General features: G+C 66.4%; 21 protein-coding genes. 3 read left to right on the top strand and 18 right to left on the bottom strand.

The genetic code is table 11. The features are described from left to right. The 4 genes from ACFPJ4_RS09690 to ACFPJ4_RS09675 all read right to left on the bottom strand — a co-directional run bounded on the left by ACFPJ4_RS09690 (position 1) and on the right by ACFPJ4_RS09675 (position 3,218). The gene (locus tag ACFPJ4_RS09690) at positions 1–804 is read right to left on the bottom strand and encodes a 2-keto-4-pentenoate hydratase (protein ID WP_386740201.1); all 804 of its coding nucleotides are present in this window, start codon (positions 802–804) and stop codon (positions 1–3) included. Beyond that, positions 801–1,664, bottom strand: a complete 864-nt coding sequence (locus ACFPJ4_RS09685) for an alpha/beta fold hydrolase (protein WP_386740200.1) — start codon at positions 1,662–1,664, stop codon at positions 801–803. Before ACFPJ4_RS09685 ends, ACFPJ4_RS09690 begins: the two co-directional genes overlap by 4 nt. Continuing rightward, positions 1,661–2,602, bottom strand: a complete 942-nt coding sequence (locus ACFPJ4_RS09680; RefSeq protein WP_386740199.1) for a 3-carboxyethylcatechol 2,3-dioxygenase — start codon at positions 2,600–2,602, stop codon at positions 1,661–1,663. The genes ACFPJ4_RS09685 and ACFPJ4_RS09680 overlap by 4 nt, the downstream gene beginning before the upstream one ends. A gap of 130 nt (positions 2,603–2,732) precedes the next feature. After that, positions 2,733–3,218 (bottom strand): MarR family winged helix-turn-helix transcriptional regulator, encoded by a 486-nt coding sequence (locus ACFPJ4_RS09675; RefSeq protein ID WP_386740198.1) that lies wholly within the window; start codon positions 3,216–3,218, stop codon positions 2,733–2,735. Positions 3,219–3,282: 64 nt separating this feature from the next. Here ACFPJ4_RS09675 and ACFPJ4_RS09670 point away from each other — a divergent pair, with 64 nt between their 5' ends. Continuing rightward, on the top strand, positions 3,283–4,038 hold the full coding sequence (locus tag ACFPJ4_RS09670; protein WP_386740197.1) for an SDR family NAD(P)-dependent oxidoreductase: 756 nt from the start codon (positions 3,283–3,285) through the stop codon (positions 4,036–4,038). A gap of 186 nt (positions 4,039–4,224) precedes the next feature. Here ACFPJ4_RS09670 and ACFPJ4_RS09665 read toward each other — a convergent pair whose 3' ends face one another. The 11 genes from ACFPJ4_RS09665 to ACFPJ4_RS09615 all read right to left on the bottom strand — a co-directional run bounded on the left by ACFPJ4_RS09665 (position 4,225) and on the right by ACFPJ4_RS09615 (position 14,914). After that, the gene (locus ACFPJ4_RS09665) at positions 4,225–5,070 is read right to left on the bottom strand and encodes an NAD(P)-dependent oxidoreductase (RefSeq protein WP_386740196.1); all 846 of its coding nucleotides are present in this window, start codon (positions 5,068–5,070) and stop codon (positions 4,225–4,227) included. A 5-nt stretch (positions 5,071–5,075) separates the two neighbouring features. Continuing rightward, on the bottom strand, positions 5,076–5,999 hold the full coding sequence (locus tag ACFPJ4_RS09660) for an SDR family NAD(P)-dependent oxidoreductase (RefSeq protein ID WP_386740195.1): 924 nt from the start codon (positions 5,997–5,999) through the stop codon (positions 5,076–5,078). Between the two features lie 76 nt (positions 6,000–6,075). Next, a complete protein-coding gene (locus tag ACFPJ4_RS09655; RefSeq protein ID WP_386740194.1) occupies positions 6,076–6,648 on the bottom strand; it encodes a TetR/AcrR family transcriptional regulator in 573 nt (190 codons plus the stop codon). Positions 6,649–7,611: 963 nt separating this feature from the next. After that, positions 7,612–8,019 (bottom strand): PaaI family thioesterase, encoded by a 408-nt coding sequence (locus ACFPJ4_RS09650; protein ID WP_386740193.1) that lies wholly within the window; start codon positions 8,017–8,019, stop codon positions 7,612–7,614. Then, positions 8,016–8,480 carry a MaoC family dehydratase gene (locus ACFPJ4_RS09645; protein ID WP_386740192.1) on the bottom strand — a complete coding sequence of 155 codons (465 nt, stop codon included), beginning with the start codon at positions 8,478–8,480 and terminating at the stop codon, positions 8,016–8,018. The genes ACFPJ4_RS09650 and ACFPJ4_RS09645 overlap by 4 nt, the downstream gene beginning before the upstream one ends. A gap of 12 nt (positions 8,481–8,492) precedes the next feature. After that, a complete protein-coding gene (locus tag ACFPJ4_RS09640) occupies positions 8,493–10,199 on the bottom strand; it encodes an AMP-binding protein (protein ID WP_386740191.1) in 1,707 nt (568 codons plus the stop codon). Positions 10,200–10,234: 35 nt separating this feature from the next. Next, positions 10,235–11,254, bottom strand: a complete 1,020-nt coding sequence (dmpG, locus tag ACFPJ4_RS09635) for a 4-hydroxy-2-oxovalerate aldolase (RefSeq protein ID WP_386740190.1) — start codon at positions 11,252–11,254, stop codon at positions 10,235–10,237. Beyond that, positions 11,251–12,210 carry an acetaldehyde dehydrogenase (acetylating) gene (locus tag ACFPJ4_RS09630; RefSeq protein WP_386740189.1) on the bottom strand — a complete coding sequence of 320 codons (960 nt, stop codon included), beginning with the start codon at positions 12,208–12,210 and terminating at the stop codon, positions 11,251–11,253. Before ACFPJ4_RS09630 ends, dmpG begins: the two co-directional genes overlap by 4 nt. Before the next feature lie 4 nt (positions 12,211–12,214). Beyond that, the gene (locus ACFPJ4_RS09625) at positions 12,215–13,003 is read right to left on the bottom strand and encodes a 2-keto-4-pentenoate hydratase (RefSeq protein ID WP_386740188.1); all 789 of its coding nucleotides are present in this window, start codon (positions 13,001–13,003) and stop codon (positions 12,215–12,217) included. After that, positions 12,987–13,871, bottom strand: coding sequence for an amidohydrolase family protein (locus ACFPJ4_RS09620; RefSeq protein WP_386740187.1), 885 nt, complete (start codon positions 13,869–13,871; stop codon positions 12,987–12,989). Before ACFPJ4_RS09620 ends, ACFPJ4_RS09625 begins: the two co-directional genes overlap by 17 nt. A 92-nt stretch (positions 13,872–13,963) precedes the next feature. After that, positions 13,964–14,914 (bottom strand): LysR family transcriptional regulator, encoded by a 951-nt coding sequence (locus ACFPJ4_RS09615; protein WP_386740186.1) that lies wholly within the window; start codon positions 14,912–14,914, stop codon positions 13,964–13,966. A 131-nt stretch (positions 14,915–15,045) separates the two neighbouring features. Here ACFPJ4_RS09615 and ACFPJ4_RS09610 point away from each other — a divergent pair, with 131 nt between their 5' ends. Both ACFPJ4_RS09610 and ACFPJ4_RS09605 read left to right on the top strand, forming a co-directional pair. Further along, entirely contained in the window at positions 15,046–15,924 is an 879-nt protein-coding gene (locus ACFPJ4_RS09610) for an alpha/beta fold hydrolase (RefSeq protein ID WP_386740185.1), read from the top strand. 43 nt (positions 15,925–15,967) lie between these two features. Next, positions 15,968–16,987 (top strand): VOC family protein, encoded by a 1,020-nt coding sequence (locus ACFPJ4_RS09605; RefSeq protein WP_386740184.1) that lies wholly within the window; start codon positions 15,968–15,970, stop codon positions 16,985–16,987. Between the two features lie 64 nt (positions 16,988–17,051). On the opposite strand, the gene ACFPJ4_RS09600 is transcribed toward ACFPJ4_RS09605, so the two are convergent. From ACFPJ4_RS09600 to ACFPJ4_RS09590, 3 genes are read right to left on the bottom strand one after another with little or no spacing between them, the layout of a single operon-like run. Beyond that, positions 17,052–17,756: an ABC transporter ATP-binding protein gene (locus tag ACFPJ4_RS09600; RefSeq protein ID WP_386740183.1), complete on the bottom strand. Its 705-nt coding sequence runs from the start codon at positions 17,754–17,756 to the stop codon at positions 17,052–17,054. Continuing rightward, positions 17,753–19,441, bottom strand: a complete 1,689-nt coding sequence (locus ACFPJ4_RS09595) for a branched-chain amino acid ABC transporter ATP-binding protein/permease (protein ID WP_386740182.1) — start codon at positions 19,439–19,441, stop codon at positions 17,753–17,755. Before ACFPJ4_RS09595 ends, ACFPJ4_RS09600 begins: the two co-directional genes overlap by 4 nt. After that, the gene (locus tag ACFPJ4_RS09590) at positions 19,438–20,298 is read right to left on the bottom strand and encodes a branched-chain amino acid ABC transporter permease (protein WP_386740181.1); all 861 of its coding nucleotides are present in this window, start codon (positions 20,296–20,298) and stop codon (positions 19,438–19,440) included. The genes ACFPJ4_RS09595 and ACFPJ4_RS09590 overlap by 4 nt, the downstream gene beginning before the upstream one ends. Position 20,299 lies beyond the last annotated feature (1 nt).

Here is a 20,299-nt window from a genome sequence, read left to right as displayed (position 1 = left end):
TCAACTCCTCGAATCGAGCGTCGCGACGACGCGTCCCAGACCGGTGATGGTGGCGGTGCAGGCGACGTCCGCCGGCCACGGCTCGATGTAGCCGATCGAACCCGAGAGCAGGATCTCGCCCGCCTGCAGCGGCTGACCCCGGCGGATGGCGGTCTCGGCCAGCCATTGCACGGCGTTCACCGGATCGCCGAGCACGTTGCTGCCCACCCCGCGCGTGATCTCCGTGCCGTCGGCGGTCGTGATGACCATCTCGACGGTGGTCAGGTCGACCTCGCCATAGGCGTGCCGCTCCTCGCCTACGACCAGGCCCGAGCAGCCGGCATTGTCGGCGACCGTGTCGACGATCGCGCCGATGTTGCCGGCGAAGCGGAAGTCGACGATCTCGAACGCCGGCGTGACGTAGTCGATCGCCGCCGCGATCACGTCGAGCGCGGGATCGAGGATCTGCTTCTTGAGCACGAACGCGACCTCGGCCTCGATGCGCAGGAAGTTGAACCGCGAGGCGGGCAGCACCACGCCGGAGGGGAAGACCATGTCGTCGTGGATGATCCCGTAGTCCGGCTCGAACACGCCGACGCGCTGCTGGACCAACGGATTCGTGAGGCCGACCTTGCGGCCGACGCGGTGCACGCCCAATTCGGCCTCGCGGCGCGCGGCGACCATCTCGGAGATGGCGTAGGCCGCCTCGAGGTCGTGCTCGGGAAGCCGCGGACTGACGTAGTCGATGGTGCGGATGTCACGGCGAGCGCGGTAGAGCTCGTCCGCGATGGCGTCGATGGTCGCCGGCGATGCGGTGCCGGTCATCCCTTCCTCCCCAAGAAGTCGAGCGCCCGTTCGTCGAAGGCGGCCGCCGCCTCCCACTGCGGCCAGTGCGCCGCGTCCTCGACGAACAGCAGTTCGCCGTCCGGGATGGCCGCGGCGAGCGTCGCTCCCACCTCCGGGCCGCCGGTCGGTTCGTGTCCGGTCCAGACCAGCAGGGTCGGCACCGGGATCGCGGCGTAGTCCTCATCGGTCACCCGGTTGCGAAAGCGCGGCTCCGGTTGCCGCAGCACCGAGATGTGGCGCAGGGACTCGGCGAAGCCCGGTCGCGAATAGACCGCCTGACGGATCCTGACGAGCTCGTCGGTGATCTTCGCGGGGTCGTGGATGACGACCTCCAGCCGGCGCTTGACGTTGTCGAAGGTCGGCTCGGCGGCGGCCTGCGTGCTGACCGATTGGGCGCGATCCACCTGCTGCTGCGCGACCACGCGACCCCCGGGCGCGCTGAGGATCAGCGTTCGGACGCGGTCGGGGTGATGGGCCGCGAACTTGATCGCGATCCATCCGCCGAGGGACTCGCCGCACAGATGCACCCGCTCGAGTTCGAGCGCGTCGAGCAGTCCCAGCAGATGCTCCTCGTACTCGGGGATCTCGAGATCGTGGTCCGTCAGGGTCGTGAAGCCGTGGCCCGGGTAGTCGTAGGCGACCACCCGGTAGTGCTCGGCCAGGGCCCGGATGTTCTGCGTGAACGCCTCGATGTGGCCGCTGGTCCCGTTCATCAGGACGACCGTCTGCTCCCCCTCGCCGATGTGCAGCACGCGGGTGCGCCAGGCACCGACCTGCACGTACTCCAGCGAATGAGGAAGGTCGGCGACGGCCTCCCAGAACGTGACCAGCTCGCTCATGACGGGTCGGTGATGGCCGCCTGGATGCCGAACCCGGCACCCCAGGTCTTGACCGCCCAGTAGTGGTCGACCGCGAAGTGGTACGGACCGGCCGTCGACAGCGCCGCGTAGGCCGCGATCCAGCTGCGCATCTCGTGGGCGGCCGACCCGCCCTCGGCGATGAACCAGTCGTTGGCCCAGGCATCGACCTGGGTGAGATCTCCGGAACGGAAAACGCCCAGCAGCAGCTCGTCCCATTCCTCGTTCAGCGGATCGGTCGGAGCCTTGCCGTCGGCGATCGCCTGGATGCCGGTGATGATCTTGCGCTCGCGCTCCTGACGTTCTTCGCGGGTCGGCGCGTACTGGATGAGCCGCTCCTGGAGGGTGCCCGGGGCGCCGTCCCAGCGCGGGATCGGCGGGTTGTGCGAGATGCCGCCGGATGCCAGGAAGAGCACGCGCTTGTCGAGCTGTTGGGCCGCCCGACCGAAGGCCTCGCCCAGCTCACGCACCCGGTACATCGGGGTGAGCGGAAGACCGAGCGAGTTGACGAACACCGGCACGATCGGCTGCGTGAAGTTGTGGCCGAAGACGAAGTCGAGCGGCTGCACGACACCGTGGTCGACGCGCATCCGCTCGGAACGGCCGATGTCGATGCCCTGCTCCAGCACGAGGGCGTGCAGGGCGCGGGCGGTCTCGGAGTCGACGGGAAGCGGGCCCTCGGTCGTGCCGTAGTCGCCGACGCCCTCGGCGACCGCGCCGACCGCCCACGGCGTGATGAGCGAGTAGAGCTGGCCGTTGAAGTGGTCGGGGCCGAAGACGACGACGACATCGGGTCGATAGTCGGCGACGAAGGCCTGGACCTCGCCGATCGCCGACTGGATTTCAGCAAACGTCGATCCACCGGGGTCGACATTCCCGAAGGATGGCGCGTGCGAAAGCGCCGCAACTGCAAGCGTCATTGCTCTCTCCTCTCGACTCACCGCTGAGCCGTATCCACACTCTAGAACGTCAATTCTAGATTGTCTATACGAGACTGCACTTTCGGCGGAACCCGCTCACGCCGAACGATCCGTCAGAGACGGAGGGGGCCTAGTTGTCGCCGACTCCGGAGAAGTCCTGCGCCCGCCGAGCCAGGCGCGCGAGCAGAGACGTGGCGATACGCCGGTCTTCGTCGGTCCAATCGGCGGTAAGGCGATCGATGAAGGAATCCCCGACTTGATAGAGCCGCCGGGTTACCGCCTCCCCCTCGCCAGTCAGCCGAAGCACCGTTGCGCGCGCATCCGTCGGGTCGGGTGCGGCCGCAATGAGACCTCGGCCCAGCAGCCGCGCGGTTGATTTGCTGATGCTGGGAGCGCCGATCCCGATGACCGATGCGAGCACGCCGGGCCGACATTCCCGCCGATAGCCCAGCTCCCAGAGCACGCGCGCGTCGGTGGCGCCGAGCCCCTCGACCACCTCGTCGACGAGGCCCGCGGCGAACTCGGGAGACCTCCACAGCTCGACGAGCGTGGCCAGGTGCAGGGCCATCGGATTGCGGTACCCCAGATCCCCTGCGGCTTCGAGATCGATACGCACCAACCAAAGGTATCGGGCATATCCTTTCCTCAAGAAACGTTTTCCCAAGGAAAGGAATTGAGTCATGTCGTTCGAAGGCAAAGTCGCAGTCGTCACCGGCGGGGCGTCGGGCATCGGCGAGGCGACCGCCAAGCTGCTCGCCAAGAAGGGCGCTCACGTGCTGATCGGCGACGTCACCGACGACGGTGGCGCTCGCGTCGTCAGTGAGATCGAAGCCGCCGGGGGCTCGGCGCGATTCCTGCACGTGGATGTCGCGAAGGCCAGCGACTCGAAAGCGATGGTTGCCGAAGCAGTCTCCACCTGGGGTGGACTGCACTTCGCAGCCAACGTCGCGGGAATCGGCCAGGTGCCGTCGCGCCTGCATGACCTGGACGAGAAGACGTGGGACCTCACGATGAACATCGACCTCAAGGGCATGTGGTTCTGCATGGTCGCCGAGCTCAATCACTTCCTCGCGAGCGGAGGCGGCTCGATCGTCAACGTCGCCTCGGGCGCCGGTATGCGTGCCACCGTCGGCCAGCCCGCCTACGCGATCGCCAAGGCAGGAGTGATCCAGATGACTCGTCAGGGTGCGCTCGAGTACGCGAAGGACAACGTGCGAGTCAACTCGGTTTCTCCCGGTCTGATCGACACGCCCGCAGTGCAGGCCCTGCCCGACGACGTCCGGGCGATGTACGCCGCGGGGCAGCCGAACGGTCGCATGGGCAGGCCGGAGGAGATCGCCAACACCATCGCCTGGCTGCTCTCCGACGAGGCATCCTTCGTGTCCGGCCTGAACCATGTCACCGACGGCGGCTGGTTCCAGATGTCGCCGAAGTAGGTCAGAGGAGTGAATGCGATGGGCCCTGCGGCGTGCGCTGCGGGGCCCATCGAGCCATCACCCAGGCTTCTGTCGCGTCGCCGGTTCACGGTCGGGGCTCTGGCCGTTCTTGACGACCTCGAGAGAGTTGGATGAGGATACCGGCGGTGCTGCGCTTCCGGGCAGCGGCACCGGAAGCCTCGATGGTTATCGGCTGAGCGTTTCCACGATCTGGGGGACACGGTGAGCACCCGCATAGCCGCGCTCGATGAGAGTGGTGGCCGGGGCGTCGCTCTCACGCATGGCGGCCTCGAAGAGGTTCATGTCCAGCAGGAGCACCTCATGCAGGTGAGCGATCATCTCGGGCGGGGTGGTCGTGGCGCCCGCGGCCATCATTCCGAGGGCGGCGCTCGTGCCGCTGCCGGCCTGGAGGACATCGATGAGGGCTCGAGTGTCGAGCTGGAAGTGATCGGCAAGTTCGAGGACGTCGGCAATGTTCGCCTGATTCATCATCATGAGGGTGTTGTTCAGCAGTTTCGCGAGTTCGCCTGCGCCGTGGCCGCCGAGGTGGATGACGCTTGAGGAGAAGGTCAGGAATGCAGGTTTGCACCGCGTGAAGGCCTCGGTGGGGCCACCGACCATGGTGACGAGGGTGCGAGCTTCGGCGCCGGCGCGGCCGCCGCTGACGGGTGCGTCGAGGTAGTCGACCCCTCGTGCCCGGCAGGCAGCCGCGATCCGGATCGCCTGGGCGGGTGTCCCGGTACCGTGGTTGACGATCACTGTGCCGCGTCGCATGTTGTCGGCGAGGCCGCCGGTGACCAGCGCATGCACGTCTTCGTCGGTGTTGACGCAGAGGCACACCACATCGCTGGACATGGCCAGGCCATTCAGGGTGTCGTGCGGCGTGTGCGGGGTGTCGGCGAGCTGCTCGAGGGAACCGCGATGGCGAGCCCAGACGCGCAGGGGGTACCCGGCGCCAGCGATGGCGGCTGCCATGGGGAGGCCCTGGTCGCCGAGACCGACGAAGCCGACGGTGAGGGTGCTGTTCGACACGGCTGCTACTTCCCCTCGGGGACGGTGGCGAGCAGCTCGCGGCTCTCCTTCAGGTACCGGTCGGCGTAGGCAGGATCGCTGACCTGCTTGGAGGCCTGCATGGGCTTGCCGTTTTCGTCGTAGTAGACGCCGGTGGCCGTTGACGGGTCCGTAAGAACAGTGGCGATGACTTTCGCGGCGCGTTTCGGGGTCGAGTAGTAAGGCATGAGGACCATCAGGGGCGCGAGAGCCTTGCTGAGCACGCGGATCGGCGCCGCCATGTCGCGAGCGAGGTTCGATCCCGGGTTCACGCCTGGCTCAACGGCGCGAAAGTGCAGCCGCGGAATCTCGCGCGCGAGGCTGAACACCGTGGCGAGGGCTCCCTGCTTGGAGGTCGCGTATGCGTCCGCTCCCGCGTGAGTGGAACCGCCAGGGCTGTATTCGCCACGGGCCGCTGCCTCCGCGGAGATGAAACGGCTCCCGCGGAATCCGGCCTGCACGGCGATCTTGCGTTCCGGGTCCTCGACCGCCGAAGCAATGAACACCACATTCGCACCGTCCGGCAGGACGGGGACGAGCGCCTCAGCGAAAGCGAGGGGTCCGAGATGGTTGGTTGCGAACGCCGAGTCCCAGCCCTGCTTCGACTTCGCCGGTGTTGTCGGCATGATGCCGGCATTGTTCAACACGCCGCCGAGCGTGAGGCCGAGGTTCGCGATCTCATCCGCGGCTCGGCGGACGCTCACGATATCGGACATATCCGCGACCACCGTGTGGGCTTTGCCCCCGCCGGTCTCGATCTCCCTCTTCACTTCCGCGAGCTTGGCCTGGTCGCGACCGACCAGAACCACCGTGCCGTGAGAGGCCAGCTCGAGCGCCGTGCGGTAGCCGATGCCGGACGTCGGGCCCGTAATGACCCAGGCCTTCTCTTGTTCTTTCTTGTTCTCGAGCATGATCGTCTCCTGGTGTTGGGATTGAGTTCTCATTGGGGGTGTGACGGTGACGTTGGGAAGTTCCCCGCGGCGCAGTTCAACCGGCTAAGACCCGCCACATTGCTTCGAACGCGGCGTCACTGCGGGCGTCCGCACCATCGGGGTCGCGGATCATGACATCCATGGTCGTGTCAGCGATCGCGCCTACGACCAGTAGTACGAAAGAGACGGGTTCATCCTTCATCGGGCCACCGGCCCGGCTGCGTTCAATGAGCTCAGACATCAGCCGTTGCCCGTCCCGGACCAGTTCATGACTCTCGAGGCTGATCTCGTCCGTGACCTCTAACTGCGCCAGGGTGCGACGCTTCTCCGGGTTGCTCGTCGCCCACCGGAGCCAGCGCTTCCACATGTGGCGCACCAGATCTCGTGTGGAACCCTGGTCGGGCATATCGGCCATTGCGGCGTCGCCCACCTCTGCTTTCAGCTGCACGTACAACTCGTTCAGCAGCGTCGACTTGGATTCGAAATACAGGAACAAAGATCCGTTCGAAACGCCCGCCTCCTTCGCTATCGCGGCCGTCGCTGCAGCTCCGAGACCTCTCGACGCGATGACCCGCGTCGCCGCATCCAAAATTCCGGTGCGTCGTTGATCACTACGAGGTCTCGACATAGCAAGACTCTATAAGAGAGTGAGTAGTCAGTCAAAATTGCCAAGAGCCGTTGCATGCCTATCCGCGAACGACAACGTGCGTGCGAAACCAGGTCCTCTGGCAGGCCACGTTCACAACCTCGACGTCCTGATCGTCGACGGCGCTGGCCGTGGTTACTACGACCGCCGACTGGCCGGGCGTGGTTCAACCGGACTGAGCAGACGTTCGAGATCTCGCACGGCCGTGTTCGACGCGGCCGCGCGCAGATCTACCAGTCGAGCGGTCGCCGAATGGCTGATGTCTACCTTGGATCTCGCGATGATCGCTTGCCCGTCATCCCGATCTCGTTCCGCGTGACACGATTTCCGCGTACGGCACCAACTTCGCTGCGATGCCCGCCGAAAAGCTCGAGGCGCTGTCCGTTCGAGCGGAGCAGATCACGCGGTTCCTCATCACCGAGTACCTGTGAACGGAAATCGGAGCATCGCGAGGATGCCGATAAGCCGAAGCGGACCACCATCGGCGACCCGTTCCGCCCTGTGTTTCGGTGCGCCCGAAGGGATTCGAACCCCCAACCTTCTGATGAGGGCACTATTCGGCAAATAGGGCTCTATCCTCCCCGAATGGCCTGAACTCACTCGAATCTGACCTCAGCACTGGATCGGTCCTATGGGTTACTTGGCGTTGTTTGTCGTTGATCGCGGTGTATTCCGGATGTGTAAAACGGAGCGGACCTGGGAACCCGGAACGGACTGGAAGGAAGTCAGCATGGCTTTCCGGCTGTGCGAGCGTGGCGCCATCCCGAGGCGTACTTCCCCGGATCACTGCGCCGAAGCTGCACGGTCGCGGAGACCAGCTCCCGGCTGAGCACAAGGGCGTCAGCTTCCGGACTTGCGGCGCCCCGGTCCGCATCGTTCCGCTGGCCGATGTCAATGGCCCTCAGGCCTGGCGCCCGAGGTGCGGCGGGTTGCCCTAAGGACCTCTCAGCCGGCGGGCTTGGGATTGCGGAACACCGCGCTGGCCGTCGCGATCACCCTGCTGCCGCAGCGGATCCGCCCCGACACGAACGAGGTGGTCCTGGTGCTCGCGTCGACCTGTGCCGAGGCGATGAGCGTCTCACCAGCGGACGCGGCACCGATCATGCTGGTGGAGAGCTGGACGGTGATGGGATGGCCGTCGAGCGCGCCCTGCAGGCTCTGCTCGACGGTTAGCCCGAGCGTAATGTCGAACAGAGTCAGGATGACTCCGCCGTGGACGGTCCCGTTCGGGTTGAGGTGGTGAGAGGCCAGCTTGAGCCGGAGTTCGACGCCGTCTGCCATTCGCCGCGACTCGATCCCGCCCACATGGCCGAGGAAGCTTGCCTCCTGCCCGATCGGCTCGAACTCGCTCACGCTGCGACCTCCTCCACCTGCACGAGCCAGTCAGCGACCAGGGCGGGCCGCGCGCAGCCTTGCAGTTCCAGTTCGCAACCCAGATTCAACCGATGACCACCCTGTGTCGCCTCCACTGCGTTCAGTGTGAGGGCGAGCCGGATGGCCTGACCGGCGACCACGGGCGAGGTGAATCGCACGCGGTCGAGGCCGTAGTTGATCCAGCGCGAGGCGGCCGTGATCTCGTAGCACGCGTTGCCGAGTCCCGTCACGAGCGAGAGTAGGAAGAAGCCGTGCGCGATGACATCCCCGAACGGGCCCTCCGATCGAGCCCTGTCGCGATCGGTGTGCATCCAGTGCCGGTCGCCTGTGAGATCGCCGAACTGCGCGATCCGCTCGCCGCTAAGCACGTACCAGTCGCTGCGCCCGAGGAGGCTGCCCACGTGAGCCGAGAGCTCTCCCGCCGAGTCAACAGAGATCATCCAGGTGTCCCTTCATTCGAAGTACAGATCGTCGAAGTGCCTCGCCTCACGGGCCCGGAACAGTGCGGCTTTGATGGTGCCCTTGGGGGTTAGGAATTCCGCGGCAAGCTCCTCGTCGATCGCCCGGGCCGCCCGAACCGCGTTTGTCTGCCCGTGATGGACCGAATTGTGGCCGTCGAGGATCCCCGCGAGGTCGAGTCGCGCGCCGCGTTCGACCCAGAACACGGCGACGAGATGTGGGCGATCAGGACCGACGATCACGACATCGCGAACGTCGTCGCCGGCCAGCGCGAGCAGGCTCTCGCGGATGCGCTCCACGTTCACCCAGCTGCCGTTGGCGAGCTTGAAATCGTTCGCGATCCGGCCGTCGAAGCGCAGGCCCAGCTCCGGCCGGCTCGGATCAACGAGGAGGCCGGCGTCGCCGCTGCAGTAGAAGCCCTCGTCGTCGAAGACCGTCTCGGTGAGTTCCGGCTGGCCCCAATAGCCGGGCATGACACTGGGCCCCTTGACGCGAAGCTCGAGCTTCTCCGCCACCGGCACGAGCTTGACGGTGACACCCGGAAGCGGCGTCCCGATCCAACCGGGCCGGCTCGCGTCGGTGTGAACGATGGTCGCTCCAGGCCCGACTTCGGTCGAGCCCCACCCGCTGAGGATGGGGATCGGTCCGTCATTGCGCACCGTCAGCGAGAGTTCTCTCAGCGCCTCGAAGGTCGGCGCGGGCATCGCCGCCCCCGCGGAGAACAGCCCCTCGCAGCCTCCGAGCAGGGCCTTCCGCAGCTCGCGATCGTCGCGGAGCACCGGCAGCAGCTGCTGGAAGCCCGCGGGCACGGCCGCGTAGTAGCTCGGACGCAGCCGCTTGATTGTCGCGATCGACTCCGCGAAGGCCTCGGGACGGCCGCGCGAGGGGTCGATGTGCAGCGTGCCCCCGGCCAGTAGCACCATGCTGAGATTCGCGTTTCCCCCGAAGGCGTGGTTCCAGGGGAGCCAATCAACCAAAATCGGCGGGTGCCCCGTCGAGAAGGGCCAGACCTGGGCCGTGGCCTGCGCGTTGGCGACGAGCATGCGGGGCGTGTAGATCACCGCCTTCGGCGTTCCGGTCGAGCCGGAGGTGAGCAGCAGCTTCGTTGGGACATCGGGGTCCATCCGCTCGAGCCACCTTCGCGCGAACGCCGCCCCGCTCCCGTCGTCGGCGGGACGGGATCGGAGCCCGGTCACGACGCTCCCTCGGGCGCGCGCGAACCGCTGTTCCGAATCGGGAGCGGCGACGATGAGGGCAGGCTCGATGAGCTCGATCACACCGGCCAGGCGTTGCGGGTCCGCGCCTTCGGCGGCGTATTGGGCCGCGATCGGAACGTAAATCGCCCCGACGAGCATGGCGGCATGCCCGAGCACGAAGTGCATGAAGCTGTTGGGGGCGATCACCGCGACCCGCTCGCCTGCGTCGAGGCCGTACTCCCTGAGAGCCCTCGCCTCGGCCCCGACCTGCTCCCAGGCCTCGCGGTAGCTGTACTCGCGCCGGTCGCGATCGACCACTTCGGTGAGGAGGACGGCCTCCGGCGTCTGCTCCGCCCATCGCGCCAGCCAGTGCAGCGTCGTCGAGGGATGCGGCTGGGGTGGCGTGATCGAGCTCACCTCGAGCCCGCCGTCGCTCCTCAGCCGAACGCGGATCTCGGGCAGGGCGAACCGGTCGCTGCGGGGCACGGTGCTCGCGCGGGTCATGGGGTGTTCCATCGGTCGACGTGCAGCCGGGGTCGTCAGGCCACGACTTGCTGACGGGCCTCGAGGTCGAGCGCGACCTCGGTGATCAGGTCCTCCTGGCCCCCGATGAGCTTGCGATTGCCGACCTCGACCAGGATGTCGCGCGCATCGAGACCGTAGATCTCGGCCGCGCGCTCCGCGTGCCGCAGGAACGACGAGTAGGTGCCGGCATAGCCGAGCGAGAGCGTCTCGCGGTCGACCTGAACCGGGCGGTCGTGGAGGGGACGCACGAGGTCGTCGGCGGCGTCCTGCAGAGGAAACAGCTCCGCCGCCACGTCCCAGCCCTGCAGCCTGGCGACTGCGACGAACGGCTCGATCGGTGTGTTTCCCGCGCCGGCGCCGTGGCCGGCCAGCGATGCGTCAACCCGGTAGGCGCCCTCCTCGACGGCCACGACGGAATTCGCAACGGCGAGCGAGAGGTTTTGGTGTGCGTGGATGCCGATCTGCGTCTGCGGGTTCAACACCTCGCGGTACGCGCGGACGCGCTCACGGACGCCATCCATGGTGAGCCGCCCCGCCGAGTCGGTGACGTAGACGCAGACGGCGCCATATGACTCCATCAGCTTGGCCTGCTGCGCCAGCGATGCCGAATCGTTGAGGTGACTCATCATGAGGAAGCCGGACACGTCCATGCCCCACGCACGCGCGGCCTCGATGTGTTGCCTGGACACGTCCGCCTCGGTGGAGTGCGTCGCGACACGCACCGAGGTGACCCCGAGATCGCGCGCGCGCCGGAGGTCGTCGAGCGTGCCGATGCCCGGCAGGAGCAGCGTCGTGATCACGGCGTTCTCGACCGCGCCGGCGACCGCCTCGATCCACTCCCAGTTGGTGTTCGACCCCGGGCCATAGGTGAGCGAGCTGCCGGACAGGCCGTCGCCGTGTGCGATCTCGATCGCGTCCACCCCAGCCGCGTCGAGTGCTCGCGCGATCTCGGCGGCCTTCGCCGGAGTGATCCGGTGCCGGATGGCGTGCATCCCGTCGCGCAACGTCACGTCCTGCAGGTAGATCTTCGTCACGCGACCGCCCTCCGCTCCCGGTCGGCGACGACCATCCGTTCGGCGGCACGCAGCGCGGCTGAGGTCATGATGTCGAGATTTCCCGCGTAGCTCGGTAGGTACATGGCCGCGCCCTCCACCTCGAGGAACACGCTGATCCTCGTGTAGCCGTCCGACCGGCGCCGGTCGTCGGGCACCAACCCGTCGAAGCCGTTATCCTCGGCGGCGAAGATGACCCGTTGCTTGAGGCGATAGCCCGGAACGTACTCCGCGACCTCCGCGACCCTAGCGTCCACGGCGGCCGAGATAGCCGCCTTCTGGGCGTCGGAAAGCCGATTGGTGAGCACCTGCACGGTGTCGCGCATGATCATCGGAGGCTCGGCGGGATTGAGGATGATGATCGCCTTGCCCCGGGCCGCGCCGCCGACCTTCTCGATCGCCTGCGAGGTCGTCTCGGTGAACTCGTCGATGTTGGCTCGGGTACCCGGGCCCGCCGACTTCGATGCGATGGAAGCGACGATCTCGCCGTAGTGCACCGGAACGACGCTCGAGATAGCGTGGATGATCGGAATCGTCGCCTGGCCGCCGCAAGTGACCATGTTGACGTCCTGCGCATCCAGATGATCGCCGAGGTTCACGGCCGGCACCACGTACGGGCCGATTGCTGCGGGAGTGAGATCGACCAGCTTCTTACCCAACGGCAGGAGCTTGGCCGCGTTCGCGGCGTGCGCGCCGGCACTCGTTGCGTCGAACACCACCTCGATCTCATCGAACTGCAGGCTCGCGATCAGACCGTCGACACCCTCGGCCGTGGCCTCGAAGCCGAGCCTCGCGGCCCGCGCCAACCCATCGGAGTCAGGGTCGATGCCGACCATGACTCCCATCTCGAGCACCTCGCTCAGCCGGATGATCTTGAACATCAGATCAGTGCCGATATTGCCCGATCCGATGATCGCCGCCTTCGCTTTCGCGCCCATCCGCCTACTCCTTCACCGTGATGCCGACAGTTCCCAGCGGCCCGAAATCGGCGACGACCCGATCCCCGGCGGCGATCGGAGCCGCCGCGCAGACGCTTCCCGGCAGCACCACGGCGCCGGCCGCCAGCTCGACCCCGAGCTCGCCCAAGCGGTTAGCCAGCCATAGAACCGCGTTGAGCGGGGAGCCGAGCACGGCCGCACCGGTGCCCTGACCTGCTGCTTGATCGTTGATCGAGAACTGCACGCCGAGCGACACCACGTCGACTGCCTCGAGGGGCAGCTGCGTCTCGCCGACGACGACGCCGGCGGAGCTCGCATTGTCAGCAATCGTGTCCGGCAGGGTGATTGCCCAGTCCGCGATCCGGGAGTCGATGATCTCAAGGGCACCGACGACCGTGCCGATCGCTGACGCGACTTCGGTGAGGGTCAGCCCGGGTCCCCGAAGCGGCGAGGCGAGGACCACCGCGATCTCGGGCTCGATCCGCGGGCTGATGAATCGGGAGGCGTCCACCGTGGATCCCACTGGGAAGTACATGCCATCCAACAGGAAGCCGTAGTCGGGCTGATCGACACCGAGCTGCGCCTGCATCGCCGCGGAGGTCAGCCCCACCTTGTACCCGCGCACCGCACGACCGGCCCGGGCCCAATCCACGACCTGCAGCGACTGGATCGCGTAGGCGTCCTCGACATCGAGCCCCGGGAACGACCGGCTGAGCGGGGCGATGGGCACCGCGCTGGCGTAGGCGCCCTGCAGCGCATCGGCGGCGGAGCGGATCTCAGCGGGTGACAGCATCGGCATCTCCCCGCTCGGTCGACGCAGCCTCGATGCGCTCGACCGCCTGGGGGAACAGTCTCAGGAAGTTGCCGCCGAGGATCGCCTCGAGGTCCTGTTGGGGCATCGGTGAGTAGAGCAGTTCGTTGAGCGATGACGGGTAGTTGTAGAGCAACGGCTTCGCATACGAATCGGTGCCAAAGAGGAGGCGCTCCGAGCCGAACTTCTCCACGAAGCTGTCGATCGGCCGCAGAAGCGGAAAGGCGATCGCGGTGTCGAAGAGGACGTTCGGGCATCGTTCGGCGATGTCGTCCATCCAGCGCACGTTCGTGGCTCCGGAGAAGGCGTCCAGGGCAACGATTGTGGCCTCCGGGTGTGCTCTCGCAAGGTCGATCAGCATCCAGGGCGACTCGAGGCCTGATTCATAGAACATGTGGACATAGCAGGGAAGTCCCCGGTCGGCGACGCGCTCTACCAGCTGATGCATTCGGCGATCGGACACCGCGACCGCCTGATAGCGCGTGTGCCAGGCGATGCCGTCGATCTGCAGTTCAGAGACGAGGCGCTCCAGCTCTTCCTCGTTGGCCTTCAGGTCGTAGAGCGGCTCGAGGATGCCCAGGGCCACCGGAAAACGCGTGCGATCGGCATCGCGGTAACTGGCGATGTCGGTATTGATGCGCCGGGTGTCGTCGATGCCCCGGGTGCGCTCGTACTGGAAGCCGGGGATCACCGCGACCGCGGTGATCCCGAAGTCGTCGAGCATGGCGCGGTGCTCGTCGGCCTTGCGGGTGACGGCCGCTTCACCCGTGACCTCTTCGATCCCCAGCGCCAATTCACCGACGTGGTGATGCGTATCGAAGACCCTCGTCACGTGGCGTCGTTCCGGCATGGGTGAAACCTCCTTGTCCTGGCGCCACCTTAGGACGAACCAACACATAGGACTATGTGCATTCCAGCGACGGAACGATCAGCGAAACCCGATCAGTCGGAGGTCACGGTCGCGCTCTCGATCGCTCCGTAGCGCTCGACCACCGCGCTGCGAACGGCATCCCGCAGATTGCGTTGCAACGGCGTGAAGCGCTGCCCCGCCCGGCTGACGAGGAACAGCAGATCACGCAAGGGCGGCGCGTCGATCTGGATCTCGCGCAGCGCCCCGCTGCGCACCTCCGCTTCGACAGCAGCGCGCGACAGTAGCGCGACACCCAGGTTCGACAGTACGCCCCGCTTCATTGCGTCCGCGCTGCCGAGTTCGATCTCGACCCTACGGTCCTGCACACCGATCTCGGCAAGCGCGGCATCCTGACTGCGGCGGATAGCGAGCCCCTCTGGTGGCGCCACGAAGGGCAGCGCGCTAAGGGTCTTCACGTCGATCCGAGCCGGTAGGTCCGCCCGCTCCGGCGAGGCGATGAGAACGAGTTCCGGCCTCGCGATCAACTCGGCACGGTAGGTCCGGCTGTCGAACACACCCTCTCCAGCGACGACAGCGAAGTCGTGCCTACCAGTCCGCACACCTTCGACCGCGTTCTCTGCGGGTGTCATCTCGACACGGATGTCCACAACTGGATGGACCTGCTTGTAAGCGACTGCGGCCGGTCCTACGACCGAGTTGCCGACGCTGATCGTGCACCCGATCGAGACGGATCCGGCGGCGCCCTTGGCGAGGCTCTCGATTTCCTTGTCGAGCTCGGCCCGACCGCGGAGAACCTCGTTCGCCCAGAGCAGCACCCGTTCGCCAGCTTCGGTCAGAGCAATGCCCCGGCCGTCTCGCTGAAAGAGCTTGGCGCCGATGCGCTCCTGCAGGGAGCGGATGTGAGCGCTGACAACGGGTTGCGAGATATACAACTCTTCGGCGGCCTTGCGAACACCACCCAGATGAGCAACTCGGCTGAAGACCTCAAGCTTCTGTAGCGATATCCGATTGTCGTCGCTCATGCCTCTCCTTCGAAACGATCCTTAGCTTATCGCGTATCTAATCCTTGCGAACTTCGTCATTGACCTATCACACACGGTACATACCCTGGGATCGGCGCGCGTTGAGGCGGCCGCAGTGGAGGTTGCGAGACATGTCCGATTCCCGGCATCCCTACACCAGCGTCTGGTCCGACCTGGCGCAGGTCGAGTTCAGCCAAGGGTTCATCGAGGCCGGGGGCTACCGCACCCGCTATCTGCATGCCGGCGATACATCGAAGCCGAAACTCCTCATGCTGCACGGCATCACCGGACACGCGGAGGCCTACGTGCGCAATCTTCGCGCGCACGGGGAGCACTTCGACGTCTGGGCCATCGACTTCATCGGCCATGGCTACTCGAGCAAACCCGATCACCCGCTCGAGATCGCGCATTACATCGACCAGGTCTCGGCCATACTCGACCAGCTGGGAGCAGAGACGACCTATCTCGCCGGTGAATCCCTGGGTGGTTGGGTCGGCGCGCGATTCGCTCAACTGCATCCGGACCGCGTCGAGCGCATTGCTTTGAACACCATGGGCGGCACGATGGCGAATCCCGCGGTGATGGAGCGGCTGTACACGCTCTCGATGGACGCGGCTCGCGATCCGTCGTGGGAGCGCGTGAAGGCACGGCTGGAATGGCTCATGGCAGACCCATCGATGGTCAGCGATGACCTCGTCAGGACGAGGCAGGCGATCTTCCAGCAGCCGGATTGGCTGATGGCCTGCGAGATGAACATGGCCCTGCAGGATCCCGAGACGCGACGGCGCAACATGCTGACCGACGACGATCTGCGCTCGATCGATACGCCAGCCCTCGTGATCTGGACCACCAAGGATCCATCCGGTCCGGTCGACGAGGGGCGGCGGATCGCCGAACTACTGCCCCGTGGCCGACTCGCGGTCATCGAGAACGCGGGCCACTGGCCGCAGTACGAGCAGACGGAGACGTTCAACCGCATCCACCTCGACTTCCTGCTCGGCACGGACTGATCCCGACATAGCCGGGCACCGACAACACAACCAAGGAGACCTGATGTCACTGCAAGACCAGTACAACCCCGGGCCCCAGATCGCGCAATGCGGCGGGATCAACTTAGGCACCACGGATATCGAGAAGTCGCTGTGGTTCTTCCGCGACGTCCTCGGCATGGAGGAGGTGGAGCGCGACGGCGACGTCGCGTACCTCCGTGCCTATCAGGAACTCGGGCATCACTCGCTCGTGCTGACGTCGCAGGAGGAGAACGTCGTCAACTCCTACAGCTTCCGGGTGAAGCGTGCGCAGGACGTCGAACTCTTCGCCGAGGAACTCGCCCGGCAGGAGATCGAGACCGTCGAGGTGCCGGCGGCGACGGAGAAGGGTCGCGGCACCGCCGTCCGGTTCCTGCTGCCGGGCGGCATGCACCCCTTCGAGCTGTACTACGACATCGACAAGCCGCTCGCCCCCGAGGCGATTCGTTCGAAGTTGCCCAGCAACTCCTCGAGGCGCCGCGGCCTCGGCGTTCGACGACTCGACCATTTCAATATTCAGACCGAGCCCGGAACCATCAACGAGGCGGAGTCCTGGGTGCGTGAGACGCTCGGCTTCAAGCGCCGCGAATACGCCATGCTGCCCGAGAACCCCACGACGGTGATGGCATCGTGGATGTCGGTGACTCCGCAAGTGCACGACCTTGCGATCGTCGCCAACCGCGACGAGCTCAACGGCCGGCTGCATCACCTCGCCTACAATCTCGAGAACTACGCTGACTCGCTCACGGCGGCGGACGTGCTGCAGGACCTCGACGTCAAGATCGGCGTCGGGCCAGGCAAGCACGGCATCGGCCAGGCGATGTACCTCTACGTGTTCGACCCGGGATCCGGGCACCGTGTCGAGTTGTACGCGGGTGGCTACCTCGTGCTCGACCCCGACTGGGAGGCGCTCAAGTGGGAGCCGGTGGACTTCCCCGAGGGCATGACCTGGTATGGCGATCCGATCGATCTGAAGCCGGGTAGCAACGGCAGGGTGACGACCGGCGGCGCCGGCCTGCACCGTCCGACACGGGTGGGCGCCTGATCACGGGCTGACCTCGCGACGACGAGAAGGGGGCGCCGGATGGTGCCCCCTTTTTCGTGGATACCTAGAGCAGTTCCCAGAGGTCGTGCTTCTCGAACTCCTCGCGTGTGCCGCTGAAGGCCTGCTCACCCCCGCGGATGACGTGGATGTGATCAGCAGAGAGCAGGGTCGTCCGGGCCGTCTGCTCGACGACCAGGGTGGCCAGACCGAGCGAGGAGCGCAACTCCGCGAGCTTCTCGAACAGCTCGTCGACGATCGATGGCGCCAGACCGAGCGACGGCTCGTCCATGAGCAGATAGGACGGCCGTTGCGCGAGCGCCATGGCGATGGCGACCATCCGACGTTGCCCACCCGAGAGCGATCGGGTCCGAGATCCGAGCTTCGCGTCCAGGTCGGGGAACCACTCGAGCGCCGCCTTGATCGCAGCCTGCCCATCGCGCGACGCGCGGCGAGGAACGGCGGTCGCGGCGACAACGAGATTCTCGCGGACGGTGAGATTGGGGATCACCGCATCCTCCGATGGCACGAATGCCACGCCGTTCTCGACGCGGCTGCGCGTACCCGGGGCGAGTTCGACCCCGTTGAGCGTCACGCTCCCCGCCTCGAGGTGCTGGGTGCCGTAGAGGGTATTGAGCAACGTCGTCTTGCCCGCGCCGTTGTGGCCGAGGATTAGAGAGAACTCGCCGGGCTCGACCGTGAGGTCGATGCCCTTCACGACCTGCTGACCACGGCGGTAGCTTGCGGTCACATCGCGTGCGATCAGCGTCACAGCACTTCCGCCTTTCCGAAGTAGGTGACGAACGCGGCCGGATCCTGGCGGATCTCGGCGGGAGTGCCATCGGCGACGATCCGCCCCTCGCCGAGCAGCACGACTCGGTCGGCCGCCGCCCAGACGAACTCGAGGTTGTGCTCGACCAGGCAGATGACGCGCTCCTCGTTGCGCAGCGCGCGCACGTGCTCGGCCACGTTGGCGGTGCTCCGGGCGTCCAGCCCCGCGGCGAGCTCGTCGAAGAGGACGACGGTGGGGTTCCAATAGACGAGCGCCGCCAGCATCAGCATCTTGACCTGGCCGTAGGAGAGATCCTGCAGGCGCACGTCGAGAGCCGAGTCGAGACCGTAGGGTTTGAGCGCCCGCTCGATCTCGCCCGTCGCACCCAGGGGGACGGCGCGACGGAAGAGCCCGGTGGTCCCCCGTCGCCGCGAGTGCGCTGCCACGAGCATGTACTCGAAGACGCTGAAGGTGCCAAAGGTGCGGGCGTCCTGGAACGAGCGCGCGAGACCCTTACGGGCGAGCTGGTGCGAACGCATGCCGGAGACCGTCTGGGCTCCCCAGGTGACCGTGCCGCCGTCGGGGCGTTCTGCCCCCGCCACGATGTTGAACAGAGTCGTCTTGCCGGCGCCGTTCGGACCCAGCACGGCGGTCACCTCGTTGGGACGAAGCTCAAGGTCGATTCCGCGCAGCACCTGGAGCCCGCCGTAGCTCTTGGTGATCCCCGAGATCACCACCGGACCCGTCGAGCGCTCCTGGATCTGGGCCGCCTGGACCGCCCGTTCGAGTGGGGCTCTCCGCAGGTAACGGCGCGACCCCACGTTCCGCTCGGGGAAAAGGCCCTGCGGACGCACGAGCACGATGACGATCAACACGACGCTGTAAAGGATTGGCTGCAGTTGTGAGACCTGGCTAGACGAGGCCGGCAACAGGGTCAGCGCCTGCGACACGGCGGTCAAGACGATGGCGCCGAACACCGCCCCCCAGATGTTCCCGAGGCCGCCCACGATCAGCATCGTCAGGATCGTCAAGGTCTCGTTGAGCCCGAACGATCCGGGACTGATGTAGCCGACGAAGTGGGCGTACACCGCGCCCGCGACCGCGGCGGCGCCTCCCCCGATGATCCAGGCGACGATCTCGGGATAGGACCCCGCGATTCCGAAGGATTGGGCGAGACTCGGCTGGTCGCGCCAGGCCCGTGTCGCCAGCCGGGAGGACCGGGAAAGATACCACTGCAGCAGCGCCAGCACAATGCCTGCGATGACCACGGTGAGAACGGAGTACGCCACCGGTTGCCGGAATGAGACGCCCAGCAGACTGGGTCGGGGGATGCCGTAGAGGCCAGCCTGACCCCCCAGCGCCGCCGTGTTCGTGATGATCGCCGAGACGACCAGTTGGAGCGCGATCGTGGCGATCAGGATAGCTTCACCAGGAAGCCGCCGCAGCGGGAAGAACACCAGGACGCCGACGACGCCGGCCGCGACGATCGCCGCGAGTAGGTCGACGGGGAAAGGGAGGATGCCGTTGATGGCCAACAGCGACGCCGTATATGCGCCCACCCCGAAGAAAGCTGCGTGCATCGCCGAGAAGACGCCGGCGGTGCCCAGAATGACGCTGTAGCTCGCGGCGAGCATGGCGAAGACCACCGCCAGGACAGCGATCTGGGCGAAGTAGTTGATGATCATCGCAGCACCGCACCCTTCCGCAGCAGAGTCGCGAGCACGACGACGACCAGGAGCACCGCATAGGTGATCCCCTGTTGCCAGCCCGAGGGTACGACCAGGAGGGAGAGCCCCTGGAGGAGGCCCATGCCGGTCCCGACAGCGGCGACCGCGAGAATGGAACTGCCTTGTGCAACAAGCGTCGTGGCGATCGCGATGAGCGCGGCGTTGAAGCCCATCTCTGGCTGGAACCCGGCCGCCCAGCCCTGCAGCAGTGCCGCCGGCACCACGAGCACCGAACCCAGCACGAAGCTGACGACGTAGACGTTGGGAACGTTCACTCCGCGGCGAACGGTAGCGGCGGGGGAGTCGCCCACCGCGCGGAAGCGGATGCCCCAGGGCGAGCGCTTCAAGAAGATCGCAAGCGGCACGATGATCACCACCGCCACGATGAGACTGGTCAGCTGTTCGTTCGTGAGAGGAGCACCCTCGGCGATGGGCCGGATGGGCGTCGGGAGGGCGACCTGGGAGACACCGAAGGCCAGCGCGATGATCGCGGTGACAAGAGACAGCACGCTCGCCGACGCGATGAACACGATGAGGTGCGAGGCGTGCCGTCGCCGCAACGGCAGATAGATGCCGAACTCGACCGCCAGCGCCAGAACCACCCCGACACCCATCGCTCCGAGCACCGCGATCACGATGTTCCAGTGGAGGATCTCGAGGAAGGCGTATCCGGCGTAGCCCGAGGCCGCGAAGACGGCACCGTGTGCGAAGTGGAAGATCTTGGTCGGCGTGTAGATCACCGAGAAGCTCACCCCCAGCATGGCGTAGAGCGCGCCGAGGGCCAGGCCCAGGAGCGCCGCGTTGAGGACGATCATC

Origin of the sequence: Lysinimonas soli (assembly GCF_042655435.1) — a bacterium.
Taxonomy (GTDB): Bacteria; Actinomycetota; Actinomycetes; order Actinomycetales; family Microbacteriaceae; genus Lysinimonas; species Lysinimonas soli.
This window is presented reverse-complemented; position numbering and strand designations above follow the sequence as displayed.

Coding starts and splice junctions, on each gene's coding strand:
- ACFPJ4_RS09690 (WP_386740201.1), bottom strand. CDS start 804: ATGACCGGCACCGCATCGCCGGCGACCATCGACGCCATCGCGGACGAG.
- ACFPJ4_RS09685 (WP_386740200.1), bottom strand. CDS start 1,664: ATGAGCGAGCTGGTCACGTTCTGGGAGGCCGTCGCCGACCTTCCTCAT.
- ACFPJ4_RS09680 (WP_386740199.1), bottom strand. CDS start 2,602: ATGACGCTTGCAGTTGCGGCGCTTTCGCACGCGCCATCCTTCGGGAAT.
- ACFPJ4_RS09670 (WP_386740197.1), top strand. CDS start 3,283: ATGTCGTTCGAAGGCAAAGTCGCAGTCGTCACCGGCGGGGCGTCGGGC.
- ACFPJ4_RS09660 (WP_386740195.1), bottom strand. CDS start 5,999: ATGCTCGAGAACAAGAAAGAACAAGAGAAGGCCTGGGTCATTACGGGC.
- ACFPJ4_RS09655 (WP_386740194.1), bottom strand. CDS start 6,648: ATGTCGAGACCTCGTAGTGATCAACGACGCACCGGAATTTTGGATGCG.
- ACFPJ4_RS09645 (WP_386740192.1), bottom strand. CDS start 8,480: ATGATCTCTGTTGACTCGGCGGGAGAGCTCTCGGCTCACGTGGGCAGC.
- ACFPJ4_RS09640 (WP_386740191.1), bottom strand. CDS start 10,199: ATGACCCGCGCGAGCACCGTGCCCCGCAGCGACCGGTTCGCCCTGCCC.
- ACFPJ4_RS09630 (WP_386740189.1), bottom strand. CDS start 12,210: ATGGGCGCGAAAGCGAAGGCGGCGATCATCGGATCGGGCAATATCGGC.
- ACFPJ4_RS09625 (WP_386740188.1), bottom strand. CDS start 13,003: ATGCTGTCACCCGCTGAGATCCGCTCCGCCGCCGATGCGCTGCAGGGC.
- ACFPJ4_RS09620 (WP_386740187.1), bottom strand. CDS start 13,871: ATGCCGGAACGACGCCACGTGACGAGGGTCTTCGATACGCATCACCAC.
- ACFPJ4_RS09615 (WP_386740186.1), bottom strand. CDS start 14,914: ATGAGCGACGACAATCGGATATCGCTACAGAAGCTTGAGGTCTTCAGC.
- ACFPJ4_RS09610 (WP_386740185.1), top strand. CDS start 15,046: ATGTCCGATTCCCGGCATCCCTACACCAGCGTCTGGTCCGACCTGGCG.
- ACFPJ4_RS09605 (WP_386740184.1), top strand. CDS start 15,968: ATGTCACTGCAAGACCAGTACAACCCCGGGCCCCAGATCGCGCAATGC.
- ACFPJ4_RS09595 (WP_386740182.1), bottom strand. CDS start 19,441: ATGATCATCAACTACTTCGCCCAGATCGCTGTCCTGGCGGTGGTCTTC.
- ACFPJ4_RS09590 (WP_386740181.1), bottom strand. CDS start 20,298: ATGATCGTCCTCAACGCGGCGCTCCTGGGCCTGGCCCTCGGCGCGCTC.